This window comes from Paenibacillus sepulcri (assembly GCF_042647105.1).
GTDB classification, from domain to species: Bacteria; Bacillota; Bacilli; order Paenibacillales; family Paenibacillaceae; genus Paenibacillus_Z; species Paenibacillus_Z sepulcri.
Genome location: NZ_JBHRUP010000002.1, coordinates 213763 through 231446 on the forward strand (window position 1 = coordinate 213763; position 17684 = coordinate 231446).

Here is a 17684-nt window from a genome sequence, read left to right on the forward strand (position 1 = left end):
TTTAATTGACCATTGGCGGAGAGGAGAGATGACATGACGGATACGGAATCAGCTGCGAAGGAAGAGGATCTAATCTCATGTCAACTGTCCGAGAACAAGGAAAGAATCGAACTGCTGTTCAGTCATTGCCACGATTTGAAGGTCAAGCAGTGGGCATATGGTTCGAATTTGCAATTTAATGCCTTGTCGGTCTACCTGGAAACATTGAACCAAAGCCGCGAAACCTATATAAACGCGACCATGGAGGATATTTCGCCTCTGTTGGAAGGCAAGGACAAAGAGCTTGATCCGGAAAAAATTAAATATCATTTTGAAAATCATGGAATTTCAAAGCATACCGCAGATGTTACCGGCTCATTTGCATCGACGGTTTCTGAAATATTAAACGGCAAAGTCGTTCTCTTCTTCGATCGATGGGATCATGCCGTGATTTATTCCGCTCCCAAGCCGCCCTCCAGAGCCATCACCAATCCTTCATTGGAATCGGCAGCTTACGGACCGCATAACGGTACAATAGAGGATCTTCAAACCAATCTCGCTCTCGTGCGGGGTCTCCTCAAAACCCCGAAATTAAAGTTCGAATCGATTACGGCGGGAAACGACACTCGGAAAGAAATCATATACGGATATCTGGAAGGCGCTGTCACCCCTGAAAATCTGGCATTATACAAGTCACGAATCGAAGAAGCCCGCGATGCTGAAATTCTGGATGTAACCTTTCTGGAAGAGTGGATCTCAGAATCGAAGTACAGTCCTTTTCCGCAAGTCCGTTATACAGAACGGCCCGATATGACCGTCGCGGCATTGCTTGAAGGGAAAATCATTACTCTCCTTGAAGGCTCTCCGCAAATTATGATTACTCCCGGTTTTTTTGTTGACCTGCTATCGACCAGTGAGGATTATTATCAACGGACCATCTATTCTTCTTTGATCAGGCTTATGCGATTAACGGCGTTCATCATCGCGCTCACGCTCCCAAGCTTATATATTGCTTACACTACTTTTCATCCGGAGCTTATTCCCACTGCAATGTTAGGTCCTATTGTGAACGCCAGGGAAGGTATTCCCTTTCCTTCTATGGTTGAGGCCCTGTTGATGGAATTTTTTTTCGAAATGATGCGCGAAGCGCTGAACCGCCTTCCCCGCTCGATCGCTCCATCTGTGAGTATCGTGGGGGCGATCATCATTGGACAAGCAGCTATTCAAGCCAAGATTGCATCGCCTATTATGCTTATTGTCGTTTCGTTAACCGGTATCGCATCTTTCTCATTGCCCCAGTTTAATTTTGGCGCTGCTCTTCGGACACTGCGGTTTCCGTTAATGATTTTGGCTGGTACATTGGGCGGATACGGCTTAATGATCGGATACTATCTGATCCTGCTCCACCTGACCAGTCTGAAGGTACTGAGCCAATCCTACTTGTCCGATCTCGCGCCTTTGCATTTCAAAACACTGCTAAAAAATGTTATTCTCCGAGCTCCGCTTCAACAGCTGACGACTCCCCGGAAAAGAGCCTATAACACCTCAAAGGGGGCACTCAACTCAAGAAGGAAAGAGGACCACTAATGAAAGGGTTAGTCATTCCGATGCTTCTGCTCCTTATATTGACCGGTTGCTGGAGTAAAAACGAATTGAATGAATGGGGGTTTGTTAATGCTGTCGCGATTGATAAGGATGCAGGCGGAAATTTTATTTTGACAACGCAATTATATAAACCGGGGACCGGGGATATGTCTTCGGATGTACAGGAAGCAGGCTCTTTAACGATTACCTCCAAGGCCAAATCGCTTGATGAAGCCGCCCAGGATATTTCTATACATCTTGGAAAACGGGCACAATGGAGTCACATGAGCATCATTCTTATTAGTGATCAGAACATAAAAGAAAAATCAGTCAAAGAAATCGTAGAGTATTTCCTGCGCGATCCGGAGTCCAGGGAAACCTCACTTGTTGCCCTCACGAAAGGAAAGGCCCAGGATTATCTTGTCAAGGCAAAGCCATTTATGAATAACACGCTCGGACAGCAATTCCGGAGCATGGCATTGTTGACAGAGAAAAAAACCGGTAAAACCCATACGGCTACGCTGCTTCAATTTGCCATTCAATTAAAAAATGAATCGGGCATTTCCCTTTTACCCGTGCTGTATAAGCAGGAGGATAAATTGGAACAGGAATCGATCTCTGGATTAGCCATCTTTAAAGACGGATATCTGGTCTCCGAACAGTTCAATCCGGGAGAGGTGCAAAATATTTTTATACTTCGAAATCAGTATCATACAGGAGTGAAAGAAATAAATTGCGGGAGCTCTCCGTCTGTTGAAAGTATTCAAATTCAGAAAACGAAGACAACCATTGAAGTTGTTCCAAATCATCAAACCGTCAAGCTTAAAATCCGGGTACAGCTGGTTGGCGCATTGGGCAAATTTTTCTGCAGTCCTATCGATTCAGAGCTACAAGAGAAACAGGCAGTGGAACGGGTTCATCGACACATCGAGGAAGCTCTGACGGCTACAGTCAAGGATATGCAGCGCAAGAAGCTGGATTTATTGAATATCGGTGATCAGGTGTACCGAAAGGATCCCGTTAAATGGCGTGGATGGAAAGGTACCTGGGATCAACGATTTCAGACCGCTGAGGTCGATTTGAAAGTAAACATCGAGTTCAGCAATGCTCTAGGACAAAAATTACTGCCGAAGCCCATAATAGGAGATAAAGAGGATGGATAAAATTGTCGTGGTCGTTCTGGCGAATTTACTGGTCCTGGCATTAAGCTTGAATGCGTTTCGCAAGGCTTCTCCCAAAGGGAGGGGCGCCTTTGCTTTTATATGGCTTTACGCATCGTACACTTCAGTGGCATTTATTACAGGCTGGCACATGCCGAATGCTCAGGACATCCCCACAGCCGTATTTGGCGAACTGGGCAATCGTATCGATACCCTGCTGAAAGTCAAACATAATTCGGGTTAGCCCGAAGTTGGAGTGAAGAATGGATGAACAGAGAGATTAGCTCTTGGCAGATGGCGGGGTTATTATTTGTATTTCTGACAGGTGCCATTACTTTGGTTATTCCCGCACCGCTTCTGTCCGAGGCGAGGTCCGGTGTAGGGTTATCCTGGATGATCACGGGGCTGTTCGGTTTCCTGTATCTGTGCTGCATTCTTTACATTACCGTGCAGTTTCCAGGCAAAACCTTGTATCAATGTTCAGAAATGCTTCTGGGCCGTGGAGTTGCCATTATATTTGCCATCCCTTTTATAGTACAGGCTCTGCTGCTGGCAGCCTATATTTATTCTCCAGTCTCCGGCTTCTTTTCCACGACCATGATGAGAGAAACTCCCACCTATGTATTTAACGGACTCAATGTTCTGGTTTCCGCTCTGACCGCTTATGCCGGAATTGAAGTAATCTCCCGTTTATTTACATTGCTGCTCGCTATCCTGGTAGGCTCTATCGTTCTCGTATTATTGTTTAATTTCCCGCAATATCATCCCGATTATTTGCTGCCCTTTATGCCATACGGCTTCAAGCCGATTCTGCATAGTGCTTATTACGGATCGGGAGTAGCTTATGGAGACTTATTGACCGTCGCCATGCTATTTTGTTTTATTCATATAGATAAAAGAAAGAGGAACATCCGCACCAAACCGCTATTCATTGCCTTTGCGGCAAGCTGGATGATCATATTCCTGGTCAACATCTGTGTAATCATGGCACTCGGGCCGATGTCTGAAGAATTTAAATACCCCCTGTATATTTTAGCCCGTTTGGTAAATTTCCAGGATTTCATCACCAGAATCGAAGCGTTTATTGGAATTGCTCTTCTGATCGGTTCTATAATGAAAGCGACAGTAACGATTTATTCGCTAAATTTGGTATTGACCCAGCTGTTAAAGCTGAAAGAGGAAAAATTGCTCATCATTCCGCTCGCATTAGCTATATTTCAACTATCACAGCTGCTTGCAACGAGGGAGCCGCAGTTAAATCCGGTCTTTGCTTATTGGCCATTAACGACTTTTGTTGTTAGCCTGCCCGTTTACTTCATGATAATCGTTATAATCATAAATAAATACCGCAAAGCCGCGTGAAGACATGGCGGCCTAAATGACAGGGATTGCAGCAACTGGAAGAGCTTGATCAGGGGATGATCACATATTGCAGCGGCAGGAGGCACATATTAAGAAAAACTTGCCGAGGAGCGTGTTCTATGCGCACGAAACAGAAGGTCGGATTAACTGCTTCCGAAATTGCCGCCCTGTGGTCAGCTTATATCAGCTGCAGCATGGCGATCTGCCTGTCCCAATATTTTTCGAAATATCTGGAGGATAAAGAGGCTCGCTCATTACTTGAAGAATCGTTAAAAAGATACCAGGCCCATCTGAAGAACATCACGCATATATTTACAGAAGAAAAATTCCCGGTCCCCAGAGGGTACAACGATGATGATGTGGACTTGTCCGCGCCTTCCTTGTTCTTCGGCCTTTTCCCGCTTAGTTATGTTTATTCGGTCAGCCGGATGGATTTAATTTCGTATTCTGCCTATACGACCAGCGCTGCACGCGAAGATGTCCGCGCGTTATTCTCGGACTGGATGCAATTTTCATTGGAGATGTTCAATAAAGCGACGGATCTGATGCTCTCCAAAGGCATTTACGATCGCCCAGCCTTCATTCCGTATCCCGAACATGTGAGCTTCATGAATGATAAACCAGGTATGCTCACAGAATGGTTCAAGCCGAAACGGCCGTTAAATGTGTTGGAGATTTCCGACATCTTCTTCAATCTCGAGCGAAATAATTATGCCGTAATACTGCTGACGGGATTTTCGCAAATCATTCGAGACGACCAGATCAAGCAATACTTATTGCGCGGGAAAAAGCTGGCCAACAAGCATATTGAATTTTTAAATGAAATCTTGATCCAGGATGATCTGCTGGGAAACAATATGGTTAATACGGATGTCACAACATCGACCGTTTCGCCATTTTCCGAGCGGTTGATATTGGGGATCATCACATTGACCAATTCAGCGGCCGTTTCCTTCCTGGGGCGTTCGCTGTCGACCGCAACGAGAACGGATTTGACCGTAGAGTATTCCAAGCTTCTGTTGGAAGTGTTGAAATATGGCAAGGATGGCATGGATTTGCTGATTGAGCGGGGATGGATGGAGGAGCCTCCGCACGCGCCAGACCGGAAAAAGCTTGCGGGTGTTTAGATATCCCGCTCCAATTTTCCTAAGTCCTGGGGCATGAATCCTTAAGAAGTCGCAGATTTGCGGCTTTTTTTGTTTACCTTAATGTCCACTTGTCCAGCCCAATGTTGTACAATAAACCAATAGGGCGCCTGGCGCCGCAAGAAGAACGGATAAGGAGACGAACGCACAATGACATCCTCTCAGCAAAAAGCAGCCCGGCCCAGCCTGACGGAAGGGCCAATCGCCAAAACATTATTTGTCTTTTCGCTGCCGATTTTACTTGGCAACGTGCTTCAGGCGCTGAACGGCTCCATCAATTCGATTTGGGTCGGCAAGTTTCTCGGTGAAACCGCACTGGCCGCGACGTCCAACGCCAACCTCATCATGTTTTTTCTGATCAGCGCCATATTCGGAATTTCCATGGCGGCAGTCATCCTGGTCGGACAAAATCTGGGGGCCCAGCGGGTTCAGGACGCCAAGAAGGTAGTCGGCACCAGCACGGTATTTTTTGTGATCTTATCCATTATTATCGGAGCCATCGGCGTGATTTTCTCGCCAGCCATTCTTGATCTGCTTAATACTCCGGCGGACGCCAAAACGCTTGCGGTATCCTATACGCGCATTATTTTTGCCGGCGTCCCGTTCATGTTCGGATTCAATCTCATCATGGCCGTGCTGCGGGGCTCGGGCGACTCCAAGACGCCTTTTTATTTCCTGCTGCTGTCCGCCGTGCTTGATGTCGCGCTTAACCCGCTGCTGATCCAGGGCTTCGGCCCGTTTCCCAAGCTCGGAATTGCGGGCTCGGCTCTGGCTACGCTGATCGCCCAATCGATCAGCTTCGTCCTGCTTGTCCTCTATCTGTATGGGAAGAAATACTTCCTGCGGCTGACCCGGAATGATCTGCATCTGCTCCGCATGGACTGGCTGGTCATCAAAACCCTTATCCAGAAGGGGCTGCCGATGGGACTGAACATGGTGGTGGTGTCGCTCAGCAACCTGATTCTTATTCATTATGTCAACGCTTACGGCTCCGAGGCGACGGCGGCCTTCGGCATCGCCAACCAGATCTCAAGCTATGTCCAGATGCCTGCACTGGCTGTGGGAGGCGCGGTCACCTCGATGGCTTCGCAAAATATCGGGGCCGGACGGTGGGACCGCGTTTCACGCATTACGTGGTCAGGCGTCGGCTTCAACGTTCTGCTGACAGGAGTGCTCGTCCTATGCCTGCATTTGTTCAACCGCGAAGCGCTCGGCCTGTTCTTGCCGCAGGAGGGCAAGGCCATCGATCTTGGTGTGCACATCAACAATATTACACTATGGTCCTTTATAATATTCGGCGTATTCAACGTCATGGCCGGGGTTATCCGGTCATCGGGTTCGGTAGTCGTGCCGTTGATCGTGTCCTTCATCGCCCTCTTGATCGTCCGTATTCCGCTTGCTTCCTTCCTCGGCAGCCACTATGGATTCGATGCGATGTGGTGGAGCTTCCCGATCAGCTTCGCCATCGCCACGGTGTTGACCGCCCTGTACTACAGATACGGGGGCTGGAAAAAAGCGCGCCTTCTGCAGGCGGCAGGCGGGGCTGCTTCCGCATGAGATGAATCATGAACGAGCAAGCTATATAGATTGATTTGCTGCATTATCCGGTGGTTTGTCAAGATCCTCCTACCCGACTGATTGCACAGGGTAATAATTAACTGCTTGACTTAAAGTTAACTTTAAGGTTTATGCTGTGCTTGTGCCGAAGATAATCGATAAGTTATCGGCGGCATATTTCAAAATAATATTCCCGGGAGGAATCTTGACGTGAAAATCATCGATCAGATCTATATCAACGGCCAATTTGTGAAACCGCTGGGTACGGAGGAGCTGGAGCTCATTAATCCCGCTAACAAGCAGGTGATAGGCAGGGTCGTTTTGGGAAATGCCCAGGATACCCGGCTCGCGATTGCGGCAGCCAAAGCGGCGTTTAAAACCTATTCCAAAACAACCGTAAAACAGCGTACCGACATGCTGCAGCGGCTGCATGATGCATTGATGAACAAATTCGACCAGCTGACGCAGGCAACTATCGAGGAATATGGCGCACCGGTTTCCGTTGCCACGATGTTGACCAAGCTCGCGGCTGATGCCTTTCTGCACACGAAAGAGGTTGCCGAGGAATATGAATTTACAAGAATCGCGGGCAAAGCCAAGGTACACATGGAGCCGCTTGGAGTCGTAGGTGCGATTACGCCCTGGAATGCGAATTCGACTCATATTGCCAATAAGCTCGCCCCTGCCCTTGCGGCAGGCTGTACAGTGGTTTTGAAGCCAAGCGAGCTCAGCGCCATTCAGACGCAATTATTCGCAGAATGCATTCATGAAGCCGGCATTCCGGCCGGTGTCATCAACATTGTGAACGGCAGGGGAGAAGTCGTGGGCGAAGAAATGACGCATAATCCGGATATAGCGGTCATGGCCTTTACAGGCTCTACACGGGTCGGGAAAATGATCGCCATGGGTGCGGCGGAACAATTGAAAAGAGTGACGCTGGAGCTGGGCGGCAAATCGCCTAACGTCATTTTAGACGATGCCGATTTTACCAAAGCGATTCCGCTCGCGGTAAGCGCCGGATTCATCAACAGCGGCCAGGCCTGTCTGGCCGGCACTCGCCTGATCGTCCCGGAATCCCGTCTGGAAGAAGTGAAGCGGCTGATCAAAACGGCGATCGACGCCGTAAAAGTAGGCAATCTGTCGGACAAGACGTCTCTGATTGGTCCAATGGTAAATCAGAAGCAGTTTGACACGGTGCAGCGTTATATCCGGCAGGCCATCGAAGCCGGAGCCGAATTGGTAGCCGGTGGGGAAGGAAGCCCGGAAGGGCTTGAAGGGGGATATTTCGTCAAGCCGACGGTGTTCGCCAATGTAACGAACGACATGGCCATTGCCCGGGAAGAAGTGTTCGGGCCGGTTCTGGTCATCCTGACCTACAAGACCGAAGAGGAGGCGGTTGAGATCGCGAATGACACCTCATACGGCCTGCAAGCCTTTGTCAGCTCGGGCAGTCTGGAGCGGGCAAACCGTGTGGCCGAACAGATCGTCGCGGGACGAATATCTGTCAATGGCCTGCATGACGAGCCCAAAGCGCCCTTCGGCGGGTTCAAGCAATCCGGAATCGGCAGGGAGCATGGCATTTTCGGCATCGAAGAATATTTGGAGCCGAAGGCCATCATCGGCCATGACGCACTTCTTGTTTAAATGTCATGCTTACAGCCAAGCCTTGGAATCAAACGGGGTTTGGCTTTTTTTACAAGGTAATTCCTATACTCCATTGGTAACCATTGTGAGTTGAGCGTAATGGATTGACGTTTTATTTGTGATGCTATATGATTAGAACGAACGTTCAGTTGTTGGCGGGCAGCTGGTTATGCATCAAGGGACATTTTGAAGCATGATTAGAATGAATGTTCGATTTAAGGTCGGATCAAAAAAACAATTTGGAGGAATAATAATGAATAAAACAATCTTTATTACGGGAACAAGTTCAGGCCTGGGTAAATTAACAGCCATTCATTTTGCCAAGCTGGGCTGGAACGTCGCAGCTACAATGAGAACACCGGAGAAAGAAACGGAACTTACCCAATATGACAACATAAAAATCTTCAAGCTTGATGTTACAAACCTTGAACAGGTTGCAGCTTCCGTCGAACAGGCGGTTGCCGCCTTCGGAAAAATTGATGTCGTTGTAAATAACGCCGGCATGGGTACTTATGGCCCGCTGGAATTGGCCAAAGAGGATGCAATCGACTGGCAATTTGCCGTTAATACGCGCGGAACGATTAATGTAATCCGTAAATTTTTACCTCATTTCAGGGCTAATGGCGGCGGCATGTTTATCAACATCAGCTCCTTCATGGGAGTGACGACAGCCGTACCGCTCGGATCGCTTTACAATATGTCCAAGTTTGCCCTGGAAGGCTTAACGGAAGGTCTGTATTACGAGCTGAAGCCGCTGAATATCGAGCTTAGACTGATTGAGCAGGGCGGCTCAGAAGGAAATAATTTCAAAGAAAATATAACCTGGAATAAAGATGCCAGCATTACGGCTTACGATGATTTGATGACCAAGGTCGAGAATTTAATGGAGAATGCGGACAGCAGCCAGCTGGACAACCCTCAGGTTATCGTTGACGCCATTGCTGCCCAGGCAACGGGGGAGAGCAAGAAATTCCGCACCCTGATCGGTGACGCGGGCAGCGGGCTGATGGCGCTTCGAAACTCAGTGCCGATCGAGGAATACCTGGAGACCATCGCGCAAAGTTATAAGTAAGAAGCTGCCGAAAAATCAGAAGCTGATTAAAAGTCGCGTACTACATCGCGGCTTTTTTTTAATGAGATGGAAGTATGCGGATATTGAATTTGCAAGTTGCGGATGCCGATGGAGCTCCTTTTATTTTGAATCCGTTTCTTGCTGATATGCATGGGCATGATAAGCACCATATCAGGCAAGTAGAAGAAGTTATCTGACCAGTCCTCCCCGTCTGACCGCAGACGGGGATTATGTTATGCTGCTGCCGCTTAACTCTTCTGCAGGGCACGAATTTTCCAACTGCGACCACTCCCACATGGCAGCGAAAATAGGTTGGAGACGCCGCCCGCGTTCAGTAAGCTCATATTCGACATGCAAAGGCACACCAGGGTAGAGGGTGCGCGTAACGATTCCTTGTTCCTCCAGCAGACGCAATCGATCGGTCAGCGTTTTCGGACTAATCGGCTGCAGCGAACGCCGCAATTCCCCGAATCGTTTAATGCCGTTAAATAAATCGTGCAGAATGAGAAGCGTCCATTTGCCTTCCAGGATCTTCAGGATGGGTTCTATGGAGCCGGAGCATGCCGGATTAATCATGAGTACTTCCTCCCGGTTCATTTTCTGAAGCTGTTTTTCAAATGTACCATAGTTCGCTGCAGATTTGAACTTACATTTAATAAACGAAAGGGGAGAGGCCGTGCCCTTTGACCGGAGTGTTTTGGAGGATTTCGGGAGGGGCAAATTGGGACAACCTATTTAGAATCAAACGTTCCGCCAAAAAAAAGCCCCGGACACACGCCGCGAAGCGGAACGTGTCCAGGGAGGATTTGCATGCCATAGATCAATACATTTTATTGTTAGTCATGATCCAGACCGAACCGGCAACGATCGTAATGACAATGACGAGGCCGAAGATCAGGGTCATCAGGTTGTAGCGCGGCCCTTTCTCATCGCGCAGATGCATGAAGAAGAGGAGCTGGACCGCAAACTGCAGGATGGCTGTTCCGATCAGCAGAACCCGTGCCGATGTGCCTTCAAGCCATCCGTTCAGCACGACCATAAGCGGGATGATCGTCAGAACGATGGAGAGGAGGAAGCCGATCGTATAGGACTTCAGCGAGCCATGACCGCCTTCGTGTCCGTGACTGCCATGCGCGTCGTGTGCGCCTCCGCTGTGCTGTGCCATGTCACATCACCCCCATCAGATAAACGATCGTGAAGACGAATATCCAGACGACATCGAGAAAATGCCAGTACAGGCTCGTAATGTTCACCTTGCGCCGCGTTACAGGTGTGATGCCGTAGCGGGCGAGCTGAATCATGATGCCTGTAATCCAGACGATGCCGACTGTAACGTGAATGCCGTGCGTGCCGACCAGTACGAAGAAGCTGGAGAAGAATGCGCTGGAGCTGATCGTATGGCCTTCATGAATGAGCTTCAGAAACTCGGTCACTTCAAGTCCGATAAAAGTTGCGCCCAGCAGCACGGTGACGATCAGCCAGCCGATCAGACCTTTGCGGCTGCCGGCGTTCATTGCGAGCACCGCCAGACCGCTGGTGAAGCTGCTGGTCAGCAGGATAAAGGTTTCGGCGATAATGCCTGGCATTTCGAATATTTCCTTCGGACCGGGACCACCCGCGTGATTGCCGTGCAGCACCACATATGTTGCAAACAGCGTAGCGAACAGAACGCAGTCGGTGATCAGGAAGATCCAGAAGCCGAACTGGCGAAGCTCCTCCTGATTGACGTGTCCGTCATGGCCGTCCGCATGCGAGTGGACCTGTGCTTGAGTATGATTGCCGGCGTGTGCCATCAGGAAGACCTCCTAGCCGCAGCTTCTGTGCGTTTGATTTCGTCTACCGGAATATTATACTCGGTGTTGTAGTTGAACGAGTGTGCCAGCATCGTAGCTACGACGCCGATGAAGCCAGGGATAGCGATCCACAGCCAATGAAACACGAGGCCGAAGCCGACAAGAAACCAACAGGCGGCCTGGATGAACGGAATCGCCGAGTTCTTGGGATAATGGATCGGCTCGAGCGGCGGTTTGGGAAGAGGCGCATGACCGGCAGCCAGACGCTCCTTCTCTTCCCACCAGGGCTCGCGGTCCGTGACGACCGGGATCACCGCGAAGTTGTACAGCGGCGCCGGTGAAGGAATCGACCATTCCAGCGTGCGGCCGTTCCACGGATCGCCCGTCGTATCCTTCTCCATGAACTTGATGCTGTGGGCAATCTGCCACACCTGGAACAGGAAGCCAAGTCCCATCAGGAAGCCTCCGATTGTCGATGTGAAGTTGAGTCCCCACCAGCCGGTATCCCAGCCATAGGAGCTGACGCGCCGCGTCATGCCGTCCAGACCGACGAAGTACTGCGGGATGAAGCAGACGTAGAAGCCGATATTCCAGATCCAGAAGGCCCATTTGCCAAGCTTCTCGTTCAGCTTGAAGCCGAACATTTTTGGCCACCAGTAATACAGGCCCGCGAAGTAACCGAAGGCGACGCCGCCGATCAGCACCTGATGGAAATGGGCGATCAGGAAGTAGCTGTTATGGAATTGAAAGTCCGCCGGAGCGACTGACAAGAGCACCCCGGTCATTCCGCCGATGACGAAGCACGGTATGAAGGCGATTGTCCATAGCATCGGCGTCGAGAAGCTGAGACGGCCGCGGTACATCGTAAACAGCCAGTTGAAGATTTTTACACCTGTAGGAATCGCGATAATCATAGTCGAGATGGCGAAGAACGTATTGACGTTCGCGCCGGAGCCCATCGTGAAGAAATGATGAAGCCATGTGAAGAATGACAGCAGGCTGATGCTCATCATGGCGAATACCATGGATTTATAGCCGAACAGCCGCTTTTTGGAGAATGTCGAGACAATCTCCGAGAATATGCCGAAGGCCGGGAGGACAACGATATAAACCTCCGGATGTCCCCACATCCAAATCAGATTGACATACATCATGGCGTTGCCGCCGCCGTCCATGGTGAAGAAGTGGGCGCCGAGGAAGCGGTCAAGAAACAGCAGCGCCAGCGTAATGGTCAGAATCGGGAAGGCGAAGATGATCGTGATGCTGCTCGTTAGCACGGACCACGTAAACATCGGCACCTTTGACCAGGTCATGCCGGGAGCGCGCATTTTGATAATCGTGACGACAAAGTTTATGCCTGTCATCAGCGACCCGATACCGGAAATCTGGATACCCCAGATATAGAAGTCCTGGCCGACGCCGGGGCTTCCCGTTATCTCCGACAGCGGTGGATACGACAGCCAGCCTGCGTCCGGCGAGCCTCCGATGATAAACGACATATTGAACAGCATTGCGCCGATGAAGAACAGCCAGAAGCTGAGCGAGTTCAGGAACGGGAAGGCGACGTCGCGCGCTCCGATCTGCAGCGGCACTGCAATGTTGAACAAACCGAACATAAGGGGCATTGCCATGAAAAGAATCATGATGACGCCATGCGTTGTAAATACCTGATTATAATGCTCCGGCGTCAGGAATTTCATGTCCGGAAAGGCGAGCTGCGTCCGCATCATCAGCGCGTCGACGCCGCCGCGGAACAGCATCAGCAGGGAGGCGATGATATACATGATGCCGACCTTCTTGTGGTCGACGGTAGTGAGCCATTCAGTCCACAGCCAGCCCCATTTCTTAAAGACCGTTAATGCGAACACGATGGCGATGGTCGTCATGGCGATCGCGACGTCCGCTCCGTATATAAGCGGATCGCCCGTCACGAAAAACCAGGACAGAAAGTCTTTGATTTGTTCGAACATATGCGTGGATGCCTCCCTTTTCTAGTGGTTATGACCCGTACCTGCGGCATCGGCGTCTTCGTGCTCCATATTCATACCCATATCCATATCCATGTCCTCCATGCCTTCGTTCGCTCCAGGCTGCGGGTTCAGATCGGGCGCCAGCTGCCCGCCTTCGTCCTCTTCCGCATGCAGCTCGCTGAGCGTCGTCGCCTTGCGGCCAAGGCCGCCCTCTGCGCCGCGCGACATCGAGTAGTTATGTACGATGCGCTGGAACAGACCGTCGGATACGGAGGCATACGTAAGAATAGGGGAGGTCCCCGGCTTAACCAGCTGCTGGTACGAATCGTCCGTCAGCGCGCCGCCTTTTGCCTTGACGTCCGTCACCCAGACATCGAAATCGCTGCGCTTGACGGCCTTGGTCGTGAAGGCCATCTTGGCAAACTCGCGTCCGGTGAAATTCGCGCCTGTCCCAAGATATTCGCCTGGCTCATCCGCCTGCAAATGCAGCGTCGTCTGCATGCCGGACATGGTATAGATCATCCCGCCAAGCTGCGGCACCCAGAATGAGTTCATCGGTCCATCGGACGTCAGCTCGAACTTGACGGGCGTATCTTCGGGAATGACCAATGTATTAACAGTCGCGATTCCCTGCTCCGGATACTGGAACAGCCATTTCCAGTCCAGCGAGGTAACCTGCACCGTTATGGGCGCAGCATCCGACTTTAGCGGCTTGGCGGGATCCAGCCTGTGCGTATAGATGCTGGTCACTACCGCCAGCAGGGCGATTGCGAGAATGGGAATTCCCCACCAGATAATCTCCAGCTTCGTACTGTGCTCCCATTTTGGCTGATAGGACGCTTTGCTCTCGGGCCTATCCCTGTAACGCCATACGATCCACGCTGTAATTGCGATTACCGGAACCGCGATGACGAGGCAGAGCAGCATTGCGAAGTAGATCAAATCCCGCTGCTGTTCGCCAATCGGGCCTTTCGGGTCGAATACGACCATGTTGGTACAGCCGGAAGCCATGACCGTGCTTACGGTCAACAGGCCGACCACGGCAAGATGCCGAATACCTTTCGCTACGTTCATCTTTTTCTCATCTCCCTACATTCCCATCTTACCCATCCTATCAGCGAGGATTCCCCCCAGGCAGGATAATTATCACAAAATTGAACCCTTGTGAAAATAATAACATGTTCTCTTTCCTGCGTATCGCTTGTTAACAAAGGCGTCATCAGACCGTCGAATTTCCGTAATAAATCGTTCAACATTTCGACGCAATTCAGACTTATGTAAAATTTACCCTCAATCCAACTGTACGAAAAGGACCGCTGCACACGGCTGCATAATAGTCATCTCATCCTGACAGGACCCAAAAGAAATGGAAAAAGGCTGCTTCCATTGATGGAAGCAGCCTGTAAGGGGGCGTTCTGTCTACAAATCATTCTCCGCCTCGGATTTCCGTTTGTGAACAAGGTTCATGGCCGTACCGATCGTGTACGTGAACACGCTGCCCACCAGAAACCCGATACCCATCATCAGCAGCATGTTATTGTCGCTGAAATGACCGATATCAATCAGACATAAGACAACACCTACGCAAAGGGCTACCCAAGAGGCGACATGCATCGCGAAGAACAAAGATTTTCCTTCCCGTGCTGTCTGCCGTTCAGCAACTGCCGTTTTTGTCGACATATTAATTCACTTCCCCAATTTAGTTAGTTTGCAAGTATGCTTTCTTCTTATTATAACACCAATAAAGCGTTTGCGTTCAAAAAATGTTCAAATTTTGATCATAAAACAGACACTTTCTTTAAAAGCGGCATCTGCTGATGTATTACCTCTGTGACGTTCCTGCGAATCAAACCCACGTCCGCAGGCGATTTATACTTATCAAGCGATTAGATCGCCTCTTGTCCGCTCAAGCCGCCGTTCTTGGATAGCAGCACCCGCCGCGCTTCATTAATGAGCCGGGTGGTTGTTATACGATTAGTCTGCTCATCCAGCTTGCTCAATATGCCGATTGTCAGATCCGTATTCAAATCGTTGATTCTTTTGACCAAAGTGCCATTTATTGGCGGAGATATGGCGACGATCGGTGCGAGTGCAACCCCTAGACCTGCCTGTACATAATATTTGAGAGAAGTGATGCTGCCAATCTCAAGTCCCATGAATTGATCACCGAAGTTGCTGGCAATTATGGATTCTACTTTCAACCGAATGGGGCAGGTGCCCATCGTCATGAGGAAATGCGCATCTTTAAGCTGCATGACCGTCAAGGACGGTTCCTTGGCAAGCGGATGGGTGTCAGGGATGAGCACCGCCATCGGCTCCCGCAGCAGCGCCTCGTACTGAATGCCGTTCTCCCGGTCTGTCTCGCTGCAAACGGCAAAATCGATCTGATCCTCCCGGAGCTTCTCTTTCAATCTGGATGCGCTGTCGATATAAATGCTTACATGCACGTTAGGAAATTTCAGCTTGTACTGGGATAGGATTTCCGGAATCAAATGACTGGCTGACGGCTCGGATGCGCCGATACGGACGTATCCACCATCGCCATGCAAATAATCGGAGATGGTGTCATTAAGATTTTCATATTCAAGCAGCAGCTTCTTCGCTTTAGGCATAAACAAATAGCCAGCCTCGGTCAGCTTTATTGTTTTGCCCCGGATCAGCAGCTCCACGCCGACTTCCTGTTCCAGCTTCTTGATATGCATCGTAACTGTAGGCTGCGAATATTGAAGCACCTCGGCCGCTTTAAGAAAGCTGCCATGCTGCATGATTGCCAAAAAGGTTTTGATCATTCTGATTTCCATATCGAACTCTCCTTAATAAGGGTTATTTTCATATTGTTTTAATAGGATTAATTATAACGGATTCCAATAGATAACGGAATATTGATTTATAATTCATAAATTCTCTATCCAAATATAGACTTTTGAAATGTAACAGCTTATATTAATTTACTTTTCGTAAATTCAATTATTAAATTTTACAATTATACTTCCTGTAGAGGATGCGTTATCATAATGATATATCCCATTAAAACAATCGGAATTAACATAAGCAAGACAGGGGGAGATTCGGTTGAGTGACAATCGACAAATCATATTGAACTTATTTCTAAGTCCGACCGGCGTGCATGAAATGTCCTGGCGGCATCCGGTCGCGCATCCGGAAAAGCTGACGGATTTTGCGTATTATGCGAACATGGCCAAGATCGCCGAGGCTGCGAAGTTCCATGCCGTTTTCCTGCCCGACGACGTTGCGATTCATCCGCATATCGGGACACAGTCGATTGCGGTCCGTTTCGAACCGCTGACGATGCTGTCGGCGCTTGCAGCCGTGACCGAGCATATCGGATTGATCGGCACGCTCTCCACCACCTTTCACGAACCGTACAATGTGGCGCGGTCGTTCGCGACCCTGGACCATTTCAGCAATGGACGGGCAGGCTGGAATATTGTGACGACATCGGAGAATGCCCGGGCGACTGCCAACTACAGCAGCGGAGATCCTATCCATCATGCGGAAGGATACGAGCGGGCACTGGAATTTATCGATGTGGCGACGAAGCTGTGGGACAGCTGGGAGGACGAGGCGCTTGTCTTCAATAAAGAGACTGGCATCTACACGGATACGGATAAGATCCGGCCGATCAACCATATTGGCCCCTATTTCTCCGTTCAGGGACCGCTGAATGCCGCCCGTTCTCCGCAGGCCTATCCGGTATTGGTGCAGGCGGGCTCTTCCGAGACAGGCAGAGATTTCGCCGCCCGGACGGCGGAAGTGATCTATACGGCGCAGCAGTCGCTGGCCGAGGCGGAGCAGTTCGCCCGGGATATCAAATCCAGAATGGCCAAGTTCGGACGCGGACCGGATGAGCTGAAAATCATTCCGGGCATTTCGCCCATCGTGGCCGAGACCGAAGCGGAAGCGAAAGCAAAAGAAGCTGAATTGTCGCAGCTGCTCGATCTGGATATCAGTCTGAGGAAGCTGTCCGGCTTCCTGTATACCGATTTGTCACGGCATCCGCTGGACGGCCCGCTTCCCGAGCTGCCTAATCCCGATACGCTGCGCGGCTCCACTACCTGGTTCAAGCTTTACAAAAATCTGGCGGAAGACGAGGGGCTGACGATCCGTCAACTGGCGCAGCGGATCTCAAGCGGCAACGGCCACCGGACCTTCGTCGGGACTCCCGGGCAGCTGGCCGATCAGATGGAAGAATGGTTCAGAAGCGGCGCTGCAGACGGCTTTGCAATCAGGCCTCAGCTGCTGCCGCAAGGACTTGAAGAATTTGTCCGGCTTGTCATCCCCGAGCTGCAGCGAAGAGGACTGTACCATACCGAGTATGGGGGACGGACGCTGCGCGAGAATCTGGGCCTGAAGCGGCCCGTGAACCGTCTGGTATAAATTTGCGAAGGAGGGGAGCA

General features: G+C 50.2%; 16 protein-coding genes. 9 read left to right on the top strand and 7 right to left on the bottom strand.

Annotation, left to right across the window (positions count from 1 at the left end):
- Positions 1 to 33: 33 nt before the first annotated feature.
- The 8 genes from ACFOLF_RS36015 (at position 34) to ACFOLF_RS36050 (ending at position 9503) form a co-directional block, all read left to right on the top strand.
- A complete protein-coding gene (locus ACFOLF_RS36015) occupies positions 34 to 1566 on the top strand; it encodes a spore germination protein (RefSeq protein ID WP_210040187.1) in 1533 nt (510 codons plus the stop codon).
- On the top strand, positions 1566 to 2726 hold the full coding sequence (locus tag ACFOLF_RS36020) for a Ger(x)C family spore germination protein (RefSeq protein ID WP_210040186.1): 1161 nt from the start codon (positions 1566 to 1568) through the stop codon (positions 2724 to 2726). The genes ACFOLF_RS36015 and ACFOLF_RS36020 overlap by 1 nt, the downstream gene beginning before the upstream one ends.
- Positions 2719 to 2967, top strand: coding sequence for a hypothetical protein (locus ACFOLF_RS36025; RefSeq protein WP_210040185.1), 249 nt, complete (start codon positions 2719 to 2721; stop codon positions 2965 to 2967). Before ACFOLF_RS36020 ends, ACFOLF_RS36025 begins: the two co-directional genes overlap by 8 nt.
- A 23-nt stretch (positions 2968 to 2990) precedes the next feature.
- A complete protein-coding gene (locus ACFOLF_RS36030) occupies positions 2991 to 4085 on the top strand; it encodes a GerAB/ArcD/ProY family transporter (protein WP_210040184.1) in 1095 nt (364 codons plus the stop codon).
- Positions 4086 to 4204: 119 nt separating this feature from the next.
- Positions 4205 to 5212, top strand: a complete 1008-nt coding sequence (locus tag ACFOLF_RS36035) for a DUF3231 family protein (RefSeq protein ID WP_210040183.1) — start codon at positions 4205 to 4207, stop codon at positions 5210 to 5212.
- 168 nt (positions 5213 to 5380) lie between these two features.
- On the top strand, positions 5381 to 6787 hold the full coding sequence (locus ACFOLF_RS36040; RefSeq protein WP_210040182.1) for an MATE family efflux transporter: 1407 nt from the start codon (positions 5381 to 5383) through the stop codon (positions 6785 to 6787).
- A 210-nt stretch (positions 6788 to 6997) separates the two neighbouring features.
- The gene (locus tag ACFOLF_RS36045; RefSeq protein ID WP_210040181.1) at positions 6998 to 8431 is read left to right on the top strand and encodes an aldehyde dehydrogenase family protein; all 1434 of its coding nucleotides are present in this window, start codon (positions 6998 to 7000) and stop codon (positions 8429 to 8431) included.
- A gap of 253 nt (positions 8432 to 8684) precedes the next feature.
- Complete coding sequence (locus ACFOLF_RS36050; protein WP_210040180.1) at positions 8685 to 9503, top strand: SDR family oxidoreductase; 819 nt, start codon at positions 8685 to 8687, stop codon at positions 9501 to 9503.
- A gap of 228 nt (positions 9504 to 9731) precedes the next feature.
- Here the strand turns inward: ACFOLF_RS36050 and ACFOLF_RS36055 are convergent, their stop codons facing one another.
- From ACFOLF_RS36055 to ACFOLF_RS36085, 7 genes are all read right to left on the bottom strand, one after another.
- Complete coding sequence (locus ACFOLF_RS36055; protein ID WP_210040179.1) at positions 9732 to 10079, bottom strand: winged helix-turn-helix transcriptional regulator; 348 nt, start codon at positions 10077 to 10079, stop codon at positions 9732 to 9734.
- 244 nt (positions 10080 to 10323) lie between these two features.
- On the bottom strand, positions 10324 to 10668 hold the full coding sequence (gene cyoD / locus ACFOLF_RS36060) for a cytochrome o ubiquinol oxidase subunit IV (protein ID WP_210040178.1): 345 nt from the start codon (positions 10666 to 10668) through the stop codon (positions 10324 to 10326).
- Position 10669: 1 nt separating this feature from the next.
- Positions 10670 to 11296 (bottom strand): cytochrome o ubiquinol oxidase subunit III, encoded by a 627-nt coding sequence (cyoC, locus tag ACFOLF_RS36065; protein ID WP_210040177.1) that lies wholly within the window; start codon positions 11294 to 11296, stop codon positions 10670 to 10672.
- The gene (locus ACFOLF_RS36070; protein WP_210040176.1) at positions 11296 to 13266 is read right to left on the bottom strand and encodes a cbb3-type cytochrome c oxidase subunit I; all 1971 of its coding nucleotides are present in this window, start codon (positions 13264 to 13266) and stop codon (positions 11296 to 11298) included. Before ACFOLF_RS36070 ends, cyoC begins: the two co-directional genes overlap by 1 nt.
- Positions 13267 to 13287: 21 nt before the next feature.
- Positions 13288 to 14340, bottom strand: coding sequence for a ubiquinol oxidase subunit II (gene cyoA, locus ACFOLF_RS36075; RefSeq protein WP_210040175.1), 1053 nt, complete (start codon positions 14338 to 14340; stop codon positions 13288 to 13290).
- A gap of 345 nt (positions 14341 to 14685) precedes the next feature.
- The gene (locus tag ACFOLF_RS36080; RefSeq protein ID WP_210040174.1) at positions 14686 to 14946 is read right to left on the bottom strand and encodes a hypothetical protein; all 261 of its coding nucleotides are present in this window, start codon (positions 14944 to 14946) and stop codon (positions 14686 to 14688) included.
- Positions 14947 to 15152: 206 nt separating this feature from the next.
- A complete protein-coding gene (locus ACFOLF_RS36085) occupies positions 15153 to 16067 on the bottom strand; it encodes a LysR family transcriptional regulator (protein WP_210040173.1) in 915 nt (304 codons plus the stop codon).
- Between the two features lie 271 nt (positions 16068 to 16338).
- Between ACFOLF_RS36085 and ACFOLF_RS36090 the strand changes: the two genes are divergently transcribed.
- Positions 16339 to 17664 (top strand): LLM class flavin-dependent oxidoreductase, encoded by a 1326-nt coding sequence (locus ACFOLF_RS36090; RefSeq protein WP_210040172.1) that lies wholly within the window; start codon positions 16339 to 16341, stop codon positions 17662 to 17664.
- Positions 17665 to 17684: the final 20 nt, after the last annotated feature.